Genomic DNA, 10032 nt, shown 5'->3' with positions numbered 1-10032 from the left:
ACGGTTTTGATCTAGACAGTCCAGATCATCGCAGGTGGGAGGCACCCTTCTTCCGCCGGAGCGTCAGGTCACGGCCTCAGCTGAACACATGAGGTGAACGTCGGCGAGGCCGCGTACGATCTGACCCTTCCTACGGGCGCTGCAACGCACAGATGGGCAGGAACACCGAAGGGGAAGAGGGGGAGCGGGAAACCATGGGGGAGAGGCAGCCGGTGGACGAGGACATCCAGGATGCGCTGGACTGGGCACGGCAGCGTCTCAAGGAGATGGGCGTCTTCGAGGTGCAGGACGGACTGCGGTGGGCAGCGGCCCACGGGCTCGTCCAGTCCGTGTGGCGCAACGGCCCGATCGAGGACGCGCACGCCTCTCGTCCGACCAGCCGGCGCAAGGCGCTGCACGACGGGACGATGTTCGCGCGCAACACCTGGCTCACCCGGCAGGCGTTCGAAGCCCTCGGCTCCGACGACCAGTTCCGTCTCTATGCACTGGAGGACCTGGTCCTGGACCGAGACATGGTCTGGCCCGGATGCGAGGGGACTCTGACGGACTTCGGCTGGGGATTCCTCGGAGAGATCAAGAAGCACGTGAAACAGCGCATCGACATGTTCAGGCACTTCGAGAAGGGACTGCCGCCGGACGACTTCCTTATCTTCGTCGGCGCTCCTCAGTTCGGGACTCACGCCGACCACTACGGTATGCCGAAATGGCCTGCCTGTGTGGAAGTGGCGATGCGTCGACTGCGCGGCGAGGACGAGGAGTTTCTCTATACACGGGGCGACTTGATGACCCGTATCGGCCCCCCTTCGGCTGCTATCACCGCCGACCTTGCGGCAACCCGGAAACTGCTGCTGGAGTCCCCGTGGGAACTGGACGCCGAGAACCTGGGCTGGTTCGCCTGGAACCCGATCCTGCAACCACCGGGCACGACACCCTAAGCGCGGCGGCAGCAGTTGCCACGGCCGCGCATGCGGTTTCGCTGGGATGGTGACGGCCCCACGGGCCTTGGATAAGTCCGGCTGAGGGGTGGTCAACCCTGTTCGACAGCGATACGTGCCAGGAGTTTCAGCAGGGGCAGGTCGGCTGCCACAGCATCGACTGCGTTGCCGAAGTCGTTGAGGATGAGATCCTTCTTGCCGTGTGCCAGTCCGTTGCGGATGGCGTAGAGGTGCTTGGCGGTATCGATGCCTGCTGTTGTGAGAGCCTCCACACGACCGAGCGCCCGTTCTTTGAGTACGGAGAACACCTCGATGGGCTCCTCGGTATGTTCCGGGAGAAATGCTGGAATGGTCAGCAGCTTCCCGAAGTCGTACCCCTCGAGGGAATCGAGGTGGTCGGTGATGAAGTCCATGCCGTTGCTACTCCGCGGCGCTTCCAGCACGCGGTACAGCCCCATGTACTCGGCGAGCAGGTCAACATGCCTGATGGCCATGGCGTAAAGGGCGAGCGGTTCGGTGCGAGCTGCGAACCGGCGGCTGAACCGGGCTAGCGGATCGTTGTACGTGCCGTACCGCAGTCGCAGCATGTCGGTGTACCGGATCTCATGGGCCTGCTGGGCGACGGAGTCCAGGGTGTCATGGTAGGTGCGATTGGCGGGAAGCCATGGGCGGTCATGCCCGATTGGTTCGTAGGGTGCAGTGGCCGGCTCCTGAAGGGAGGTGACGACCGTGGGGGAGTCGTGGTCGAACGCGATACAGTCCGCGACGAAGAGCACGTCCTCAAGCGACGGCGCTGTGAGCGAAGTGTCGTAGAACCCCTCCGCGTTGAGGGGAAGGGGTACGAGCAGACCCAGCTCGGAGAGCTCTTGCATGCCCCACTTGCTGTCGGCCTCGAATTCCTCGATGCCTATTCCCGGCATGCGGACGCCGTAGGCAAGGCTCGGCCAGTTGATTCCTCGAACCATGCAGTGACAAATCCACGAAGGATCACTGCATGAATGATGCGTTGAGCTGCTGATCTAGTGATCGTTGCGGGATTCCTGGTCGTCGTGCCGTATTGATCTGAGCTGGGGTTTCCGTGGAGGTCCAAGAGTCGAAGAGCCCTCTGAAGTGCGAGTTCAGTGATCGTTCCGGAATCTAGTGATCGTCGAAGGATTTTCCATTGACGGGTGGATCAGGCGGAGCGGGTCTGTGCTGGTCAGGGGTGGTGTGGTGGCGTGGGGGAGTGAGGTGGGCCAAGAGCGCGGCTGCGGGCGTGGTCGGTGGTGACAAGCTGGTTGGCTGGCCTCGTGTAAGGAGGTTGATCTCCGCGTATCCGTGATCAGGAGGAGGACCTGGCAAGGTGCCCGTCGTACCGTTTCCGGGTGGGGTGTCAGTGCCCGCTCCTAGGCTGTGGACATGACGTCAGCGAGGTCCAAGCGCCCGGTCGGTGAACTCCTGGGCGATCCCGCCCGGTTGCATCTGCACTACGGTCACGGGCATCCCGCGGTGCCGTACGACTTCGAGGACGCTCTGGAGTCCTGGTACGTCAAGGTCACCTATGGGATGGCGGGTGATGAGGAGTGGGAGGACGAGGAGGGCGAGGGAATTGGTGCTCCGGCTGCGGGCACGGCGTTGGCGGCGAGCATGTCCAGCACCTCCTGACTGGGGGCGGGCATGAAGAACCGCTGCGCGCCCTCGCGCCCCACAGCCTGGTGCTCGGTGACGAAGGGCCGCATCGCCTTCTCGTAGGCGATGAACGCCGCCGTGTGGTCGCTGTCGGCCCGCGCCAGCTCGCCTGCCAGCACGTACGCGCCGATCAGCGCCTGGGACGTGCCGCGTCCCGAGGTCGGGGCCGCGCAGTAGCCGGCATCGCCGAGCAGGACGACCCGACCGCTGGCCCAGGTGTCCATCACGACCTGGGCGTTGGTGTCGAACCAGAAGTCCTCGGCTGCCCGCATCTCCGTCAACAGCCGCGGGATCTCCCAGCCCTCACCGGCGAACCGTTCGGCGATGATGCGCTGCTGCTCGCCAATGTCGTGGCGGTCGTACTCCAGATGCTCGGCTGCGAGGTGCAGGGCGGCCCGAGCTCGGCCGCCTGCGCCGTCGGCGAACATGTTGGCCGCTTTCCCAGGTGAGACGTACAGCTGCCCGGTGTGGTGCAGCCCCAGATAGTTCGGCAGGCTGAAGATCGCGGTGTAGATACCCAGAGGCTGTACGAAGCGCTCCTCGGGGCCGAAGGTCAGCGATCGGACCCGTGAGTGCAGCCCGTCGGCGCCGACCAGCAGGTCGAACCGGCGGGACGGCCCGCTCTCGAAGGTGACGTTCACGCCGTCGGCGTCCTGCTCCACCGCGGAGATGGAGTCGCCGAAGAGGTACTCCGCCCTGTCCTGCGCGGCTGCATACAGCAGCCGGGTCAGTTCTGCCTTGGGAACCTCCAGGTCGCCCGCGAAGACCGCGGCCGGCAGGGTGGCGTACTGCCTTCCTTCGGCGTCCACCATCGCCGCGTCGCCCATCTCGGTGTCCAGTGCCCGGATCGGCTCCAGCAGGTCCATCCGGTCCAGGACGTGGAGGGCTTCACCCCGGAAGTCGACGGCATAGCCGCCATGCCGGACCTGCGGGGCGCGTTCGACCACCGTGACGTGAAAGCCGTGGCGGTCCAGCCAGTAGGCGAGCGCCAGTCCTGCGACACCAGCGCCAGAGATCAGAACCTTCTTGTTCGTCATCATGAGTACAACGTACGAACGTTAAGACCGCTAATGAAGTGCTCTTTCCATGAAAGCGATCTAGTGCAAACAGGGTAGGGTGCACTAGTGCACTACGCTCCATGACCATGACTCAGCCCCCGTACGCACGGATCGCGGGAGAACTGCGCCGCCGTATCCAGGCGGGCGAACTCGCTCCCGGTGACCGCGTACCGTCCACCCGGGCGATCACCCAGCGATGGGGAGTGGCTATGGCCACGGCCACCAAAGCGCTGACCGCGCTCCGACAGGAGGGCCTTGTGCGGGCCGTTCCCGGAGTCGGGACCGTGGTCGCCGACACCGCGCCGCAGGCCCGCTCGGCCAGGTCCACCGCCGAAGACCCGACCGTGCGGACCCGCGTCGTCCGCGCGGCCATGGCACTTGCCGACGCCGAGGGGACTACCGGGCTGGCGATGCGCCGGGTCGCCGCGGAACTCGGCATACCGACCATGTCGCTCTACCGGCACGTCGCGAACAAGGAACAGCTGATCGCGCTGATGGTGGACGCCGCTTTCGCCAGCGAGCCGCTGCCCACGCGGCCGCCGGAGAGCTGGCGGGCCCGGCTGGAGCTGTCCGCGGCCATCCAGTGGCGCCTGTACCAAGCCCATCCGTGGCTGGCCGATGCCCTCAACCTCAGCCGCCCCCTGCTCGTGCCGCACGGCATGCGACACATCGAATGGGCCCTGGCCGCCCTGGACGGCCTCGGGCTGGACGCCGACACCCGCATGCACGCGGCGGTCACCCTCTTCGGATATGTCCGGGGCCAGGCGATCGACACGGAACCCGAAGCACGCGCCACTCAGTCCAGCGGGATCACCGGGGAACAGTGGATGGACGCCCAGCACGACCGCATGACCGCACTGTTGGCTCAGGGACGCCTGCCACATTTCGCTTCCGTCGCTGATGAGGCCGCCCTCTCGACCACATCGTTGTACGAGTTCGGCCTGACCACCCTCCTCGACGGCCTCGCAACGCGCATCAGGACGGCGAAGCCCCGCGGCACGGTGACCTGAGACATCTTCAACTGCCCGTTCAACTGCCTGGCCGACAGGAGGCGACGACAAGGCCCTGACACTCGAGAGGTCCCTCGCAGGGGTGTTCACGAGTGGGGATGACCTGCGGTGAAGGGGCCTACGCGGAGATCGCTTCCCGTGTGCGAAAAGATCGTTTCCCGTGAGCGGCGGCGTGCGCAGATCTGGGTGGGGGCCACTCCATGTTCGACCTCGCCCCACATGCAGCCGCAACCGTCTCCCGGCTCAAGATCGTCGAGGGGTTCGCCGTCCTCCCCAGGGGTGCCGGTCTCGCTACGTGTGTTCGGAGATCAGTACGGCACGGGTCCCGGGCTCTAGTGCCTGAAAGACGTGCGGTACGTCGCCCGGGTAGGCGATGTAGTCGCCCGCGTGCAACTCCACGGGCTCGTTTGCAAGGCCGACCAGCGCCCGGCCGGTGTTGAGTACAACATGCTCCACCACCCCTGGCATGTGGGGGTCGGAGGAGCGCTGCGGCCCAGGTTCAGCTGCGATGAAGTAGAGGTCGCGCCGGGCCCCAGGGGGGCACGAGCTCAGCAGGATCGCCCGGTAGTCGGCCTGTGAAGAGATCAACGCAGGTCCCTCCCCGGCCCGGATCACCTGGACCCTTGGCTCGGGCCGGGCGATCAGCTGGGCGAAGGGCACCTTCAATGCGACACAAAGCGCCCAGAGCGTCTCCAGGCTCGGGTTCCCGGCGCCGGATTCCAACTGGGAGAGCGTGGACTTGGCGATGCCGGCCCGCCGGGCGACCTCGGTGAGTGACAGGTCGCTACGTGCGCGTTCTCTACGCAGTGAGGCGGCGATGACCGCCATCGGCGGACGGTCCGGATCGGCGCCCGGAGACGCGTTGTCTGGTGCCATGCTCGTTCGCTCCACTGGACGATCGTTCGCCTTGACGAACGCAAGGATCTTGTTCATTATAAACACCATGCGTTCGATATGGAGAACCCTCGATCGGGGCCTCTGGCGCGATATTGCTCTGGTCTGCCTGGCGGTCGGGGTGGTCGGCCTGTCGTACGGTGCGACAGCGGCCTCTTCGGGTTTTCCGCTCTGGTTCCCGGCGCTCATGGGTGCGCTGGTGCTCGCGGCGTCCTCCGAGTTCCTCTTTATAGGGATCATCGCTGGTGGCGGCAGCCCGATCGCCGCGCTGCTGGCCGGTCTGCTGGTCAACGCGCGCCATCTGCCTTTCGGTCTGGCCGTCCCCGACGTGCTCGGGCGAGGCTGGCGCAGGGCGCTCGGCATTCACCTGATGAACGACGAAACCGTGGTCTTCGCCATGGCCCAGCAGGGCATGGGCCGCCAGAAAGTCACCTACTGGGCCTGCGGACTGGGCATCCTGGTGTGCTGGCCCACCGGTGCCCTGTTGGGGGCAGCAGCGGGCTCGGTCATGCAGGACACGGATGCCTTCGGGTTCGACGCGATGTTCCCGGCCGTGATCTTGGCGCTGATCCTCCCAGCGCTGCGGGATGCCGGAGTCCGCCGTCCCGCCCTGCTCGGCGCCGCACTTGCGCTGCTAAGTGTCCCGTTCCTGCCTGCCGGGATCCCGGTGCTGGCCGCCCTGGCCGGGCTCGCGGTCTTCAGGTGCTCGACGGATGCAACGACTGCGAAGGAGGCTTCCTAATGCCGACCGCGACTCAGTTGCTCGCCGCGGCGCTGGGACTCACGGCGGGGACATTCCTGCTTCGGCTTTCCGGGCCGCTGCTGAGGGCCCGGATCAACTTTCCGCAGCGCGCGGAGAAACTGCTGGAGGCGTCGGCCATCGTGCTCCTGACGGCAATGGTGGTCGTTACCGCAGTGACCGAAGGAACCGGTGCCGCTGGGGTTGCCCGCCCGGCCGGGGTCCTGCTTGGCGGACTACTGGCCTGGCGCAAGGCCCCCTTCCTGGTGGTCGTTCTCAGCGCTGCCACCGCGGCTGCCGTGCTCCGGCTGATCGGTGTCGAGTGAGGTGCGGCTGACCAGGGCACCGCGTGCGTCGCTCGACGTACCGGGCCGATTGATCTGGCCTGCGGAGACATCACGGTGTCAGGGACTGGCCGGGGAGCCGCTGAAGGGACGGCAAAAGGTGTTGCGGGGCAGGCACGGCGGCTGCATCATCCCCGGATGGACGACACGCCGAGCCGATTCCCGGCTTCCCTACCGGCCCTGCGTGCTGCGGCGCGCGAAGCGGGCTTCACCATGTCTTGTGAGGAGCGCACCGGCAGCTTGCTGGCGGTGCTCGCGGCTACCCGTCCCGGTGGCCGCATCCTCGAACTCGGCACGGGTGTGGGCGAGGGCACCGCCTGGCTTCTCAGCGGGATGGACAGCGCTTCTCATCTGGTCACGATCGAACTCGATGAGGCCGTGCAGAGAGTCGCCCGCGAGCAGCTGAGGTCCGATCCACGGGTGACCTTTGTGGCCGGAGACGGCGGCGAATGGCTGCAGAACTATGACGGGGAACCGTTCGACTTGGTGTTCGCGGACACCTGGCCCGGCAAGTTCACGCACCTGGAACAAGCCTTGCAACTCGTGGCCCTTGGCGGAACGTACCTGATCGACGACCTCGACCCGCAGCCTGGGTGGCCAGAAGACCACGGCGCCTCGGTCAAGCGCCTCCTGACCGACCTGGAAGAACGAGAGGACTTTCGCTCCGTCCGCATGGCCTGGGCGAGCGGGCTCCTTATGGCGGTGCGGTCAGCCCGGCCTTGAGAACGATCAAGAGCGCGAAGACCGGCAGGTGATCAGGCTGCCTTCGCCCTGTTCGCCACCGTGCTTCTGGCCCGCCACCTCACCGTCGGCAAGAGACCCACTCATATCTGACACCCCTTACCTCATCGCCGCGGCCGCCCGTCTCGGCCGCCGACACCTGGGCCCTACGCGCCCTGCCCTTCCCGCGAGGTCTACCCTCCTCCCCGTCGTCGTCATCGTCGAGGCCGACGGCGTCCGGGTCGGAGTCGAGGGCGTTTCAGGGGGCCTGGCGCTGAGAGGCCATCTCCAGGTTGGATTCGATCGCTCGCACCTGGGCGGTGAGGTATTCGGCCCAGGTGCTGTTCGGGAACAGTAGGAGGTGAGGGCCGAGGGTGCCGGTGAGCATCCGGCGGAACTGGGTGAGTTTCTCGCTGATCCAAGCGCGTTCCCAGTTCTCCAGTTCGACCTCGTCCGCGCAGAAGTGGTAGTCGCGTTCACGGGTCCACAGCAAGGGCGGCCATTCGTTCTGCGCGCAGACGTTTTTGAGTGCGGTGATCGCCCGACGGGTCTGCCAGCGACTGAGCCCGCATTCTGTGGCGAGTTCGAGCAGGGTCATGCCAGCGGGTGCGGCTTGAAGCAGGGCGGTGCGGACGAGGTCGGCGTGGCGCTCCGCGGTCGGGGAGCGCTTGTCCACGGTTATTCACCCCGCAGGAGGCGGGTGAGTTCGTCGTCCATGTCGACCTTGCCTGTGTCGACGGCGGTCTCGATCCAGTCGAGGGTGGCGCGGACTTTGGCGATGTTCTGGTGGACGATGGTGCGTTCGTCGTCGGCGAGGGTGCGGTCGCGCAGTCCGGGGACGGTGCGGCCGGCGGCGGCGACGAAGGCGTGGCAGGCGGTGACGAGGTCGAGGAATTCGACGGTGCGGTCGATGTGGCGGACGGCGGGGGCGACGGGGCTGGTGCGTTCGAAGGTGTCGCGGCCCTGGCGGCTGCGTTCCACCTGGGCGTGGTTGACCTGGGACCGGGCGGTGTCTCTGTTGACCGGACTACCGGACGACACTCCGAGGCATTGGAGGGGGCAGGTACGGGCTGACCGATAGATCTCAGGCAGCGAACAGAAGGGGAGCTGCGTGAGGTCGTTGGATGAGGTGGAACGGGATCTCGGTTCGATCCGGCTGCCGCGGTGGGGCAAGGTCGTGCCGTCGGACGGAGTGGTGCCCTGGCTCGTAGTTGATGCGGAGGGCATGCCGGTCGAGCCTGTTCGGCGGTACCTGCGGGACTTTGTCGCCCGGAACCGGCCCGGCTCCGTACGCAGTTACGCGTACGCGTTGCTGCGGTGGTGGCGGTGGCTGCGCGTTGTTCAGGTCGAGTGGGACAGGGCCACCTCGGCGGAAGTGCGGGACCTGGTGCTCTGGTTGAAGCAAGCGACCAAGCCCCGCAACTCGCTACGGACGAAGTCAGCGTCCACTGCGGGGACGGTCAACCCGATCACCCGCAAGCGGAATCCCGGAGATCAGTACCAGCCCCGGACGATCCGGCACAGCAACGCGGTAGTCCGCAGCTTCTACGAGTTCTGGATCGAGACCGGGCACGGCCCGCTGGTCAACCCGGTGCCGCTCGATCGCAGGGGCAGCCGTCCGCACGCTCACCACAATCCGCTGGACCCCTTCGGGCCCGAAGGCCGGATCCGCTACAACCCCAAGATTCCCAAGGCCAGACCGCGCGAGATCCCCGACGAGCGGTGGAACGACCTCTTCGGCGCCCTGCGCTCCAACCGGGACCGCGCGATCCTCTCCTTGGACATCAGCAACGCGGCCCGGGCCAGCGAGGTACTCGGCATCCGGGGCGTCGACCTCGACTGGGGCGACCAGTTGGTGCAGGTCAGCCGCAAGGGCAGCGACGATGCGCAATGGCTGCCGGCGAGCCCGGACTCCTTCGTCTGGCTCCGTCTCTACCTGGCGGAACTCGCCCCACTGGAGCCGAACGACCCGATCTGGTGGACGCTTCGACGCCGTGACCGCGGAGCTGGACTGCTGCTTCAGCCGATGAACTACGAGGCCCTGCGGGCCGTGTTCCGCCGGATCAACGCTGTCCTTGGCACCTGTCGACGGTCAGCCAATTCGGCTCTGGCGCTGATCTTGTGACTGGTTGCCCGGCCATCGTAAGCGGCTGGGAAACTGGGTAACTGCCGTGACGATGGCTGATGGGGCCCGGTAGGGTTGTGATCTTCGGTTGGCGGAAGCCACCCGGAGTCGGGCCTTCCACCTTGATCGTGGACACCTCGACACTGGATCTTGAGTCCAGGGAGAGGGGTCCCGGGTGGGGACCTACAAGTACTCGGCGGAGTTCCGGGCCGACGCGGTGGCGTTGGCCCGTTCGTCGGGCCGGCCCGTTTCGCGTATCGCCGCTGAGCTGGGTGTGAATCACGAGACGCTGCGGCAGTGGATTAAGACGGCGGAGAAGGCCGGGCGGCCCGAGGCAGTTGCGGAGTCGGCGAAGGACGCGGAGATCGCGGCCTTGCGCAAGCAGGTGCGCGAGCTGGAGATGGAACGTGACATTCTGCGCCGGGCGGCCAAGTATTTTGCGGGCGAGACGAGACGAACTGGTGAGCCGCTTCGAGTTCGTTGCCGACCACCGCGGCGCCTTCGGCGTGAAGCGGCTGTGTACCGTGTTGAATTTGTCG

At 66.4% G+C, this 10032-nt stretch carries 11 protein-coding genes and 1 pseudogene; 7 read left to right on the top strand and 5 right to left on the bottom strand.

The genetic code is table 11. The features are described 5' to 3' along the window. Positions 1-194 precede the first annotated feature (194 nt). A complete protein-coding gene (locus tag AB0D57_RS46195; protein ID WP_362088517.1) occupies positions 195-935 on the top strand; it encodes a hypothetical protein in 741 nt (246 codons plus the stop codon). Positions 936-1027: 92 nt separating this feature from the next. Here AB0D57_RS46195 and mauJ read toward each other — a convergent pair whose 3' ends face one another. Both mauJ and AB0D57_RS46185 read right to left on the bottom strand, forming a co-directional pair. Further along, the gene (mauJ, locus tag AB0D57_RS46190) at positions 1028-1900 is read right to left on the bottom strand and encodes a methylamine utilization protein MauJ (RefSeq protein ID WP_362088516.1); all 873 of its coding nucleotides are present in this window, start codon (positions 1898-1900) and stop codon (positions 1028-1030) included. Positions 1901-2473: 573 nt separating this feature from the next. Next, positions 2474-3643: an FAD-dependent monooxygenase gene (locus AB0D57_RS46185; protein ID WP_362088515.1), complete on the bottom strand. Its 1170-nt coding sequence runs from the start codon at positions 3641-3643 to the stop codon at positions 2474-2476. Positions 3644-3747: 104 nt separating this feature from the next. Here AB0D57_RS46185 and AB0D57_RS46180 point away from each other — a divergent pair, with 104 nt between their 5' ends. Next, positions 3748-4671 carry a TetR/AcrR family transcriptional regulator C-terminal domain-containing protein gene (locus AB0D57_RS46180; protein ID WP_362088514.1) on the top strand — a complete coding sequence of 308 codons (924 nt, stop codon included), beginning with the start codon at positions 3748-3750 and terminating at the stop codon, positions 4669-4671. Between the two features lie 291 nt (positions 4672-4962). Here the strand turns inward: AB0D57_RS46180 and AB0D57_RS46175 are convergent, their stop codons facing one another. Further along, positions 4963-5547 carry a helix-turn-helix domain-containing protein gene (locus AB0D57_RS46175; protein WP_362088513.1) on the bottom strand — a complete coding sequence of 195 codons (585 nt, stop codon included), beginning with the start codon at positions 5545-5547 and terminating at the stop codon, positions 4963-4965. Positions 5548-5614: 67 nt separating this feature from the next. Between AB0D57_RS46175 and AB0D57_RS46170 the strand changes: the two genes are divergently transcribed. The 3 genes from AB0D57_RS46170 to AB0D57_RS46160 all read left to right on the top strand — a co-directional run bounded on the left by AB0D57_RS46170 (position 5615) and on the right by AB0D57_RS46160 (position 7371). Next, positions 5615-6307, top strand: coding sequence for an AzlC family ABC transporter permease (locus tag AB0D57_RS46170; RefSeq protein ID WP_362088518.1), 693 nt, complete (start codon positions 5615-5617; stop codon positions 6305-6307). Further along, a complete protein-coding gene (locus tag AB0D57_RS46165) occupies positions 6307-6630 on the top strand; it encodes an AzlD domain-containing protein (RefSeq protein ID WP_362088512.1) in 324 nt (107 codons plus the stop codon). Before AB0D57_RS46170 ends, AB0D57_RS46165 begins: the two co-directional genes overlap by 1 nt. Before the next feature lie 156 nt (positions 6631-6786). Then, on the top strand, positions 6787-7371 hold the full coding sequence (locus tag AB0D57_RS46160; protein ID WP_362088511.1) for a class I SAM-dependent methyltransferase: 585 nt from the start codon (positions 6787-6789) through the stop codon (positions 7369-7371). A gap of 256 nt (positions 7372-7627) precedes the next feature. Here AB0D57_RS46160 and AB0D57_RS46155 read toward each other — a convergent pair whose 3' ends face one another. Together AB0D57_RS46155 and AB0D57_RS46150 are read right to left on the bottom strand one after the other, a co-directional pair. Next, positions 7628-8044 (bottom strand): RacP protein, encoded by a 417-nt coding sequence (locus tag AB0D57_RS46155; protein ID WP_362088510.1) that lies wholly within the window; start codon positions 8042-8044, stop codon positions 7628-7630. Positions 8045-8046: 2 nt separating this feature from the next. Next, positions 8047-8388, bottom strand: a pseudogene (locus tag AB0D57_RS46150) (DUF6192 family protein); the annotation flags it as partial. Positions 8389-8479: 91 nt separating this feature from the next. On the opposite strand from AB0D57_RS46150, the gene AB0D57_RS46145 reads away from it, so the two are divergent. Together AB0D57_RS46145 and AB0D57_RS46140 are read left to right on the top strand one after the other, a co-directional pair. Then, positions 8480-9493, top strand: coding sequence for a site-specific integrase (locus AB0D57_RS46145; protein WP_362088509.1), 1014 nt, complete (start codon positions 8480-8482; stop codon positions 9491-9493). A gap of 175 nt (positions 9494-9668) precedes the next feature. Beyond that, a partial coding sequence (locus AB0D57_RS46140; RefSeq protein WP_362088508.1) for a transposase occupies positions 9669-10032 on the top strand: 364 nt, incomplete at its 3' end.

Origin of the sequence: Streptomyces sp. NPDC048275 (assembly GCF_040652275.1) — a bacterium.
Classification (GTDB): Bacteria; Actinomycetota; Actinomycetes; order Streptomycetales; family Streptomycetaceae; genus Streptomyces.
Note: the sequence above shows the minus strand (reverse complement) of the source record. Positions and strands in the feature narration are given on the sequence as shown.

What these genes read in the sequence shown, in the direction of transcription:
- AB0D57_RS46195 (WP_362088517.1), top strand. Translation starts at nt 195, where the DNA reads ATGGGGGAGAGGCAGCCGGTGGACGAGGACATCCAGGATGCGCTGGAC.
- mauJ (WP_362088516.1), bottom strand. Translation starts at nt 1,900, where the DNA reads ATGGTTCGAGGAATCAACTGGCCGAGCCTTGCCTACGGCGTCCGCATG.
- AB0D57_RS46185 (WP_362088515.1), bottom strand. Translation starts at nt 3,643, where the DNA reads ATGATGACGAACAAGAAGGTTCTGATCTCTGGCGCTGGTGTCGCAGGA.
- AB0D57_RS46180 (WP_362088514.1), top strand. Translation starts at nt 3,748, where the DNA reads ATGACTCAGCCCCCGTACGCACGGATCGCGGGAGAACTGCGCCGCCGT.
- AB0D57_RS46175 (WP_362088513.1), bottom strand. Translation starts at nt 5,547, where the DNA reads ATGGCACCAGACAACGCGTCTCCGGGCGCCGATCCGGACCGTCCGCCG.
- AB0D57_RS46170 (WP_362088518.1), top strand. Translation starts at nt 5,615, where the DNA reads ATGCGTTCGATATGGAGAACCCTCGATCGGGGCCTCTGGCGCGATATT.
- AB0D57_RS46165 (WP_362088512.1), top strand. Translation starts at nt 6,307, where the DNA reads ATGCCGACCGCGACTCAGTTGCTCGCCGCGGCGCTGGGACTCACGGCG.
- AB0D57_RS46160 (WP_362088511.1), top strand. Translation starts at nt 6,787, where the DNA reads ATGGACGACACGCCGAGCCGATTCCCGGCTTCCCTACCGGCCCTGCGT.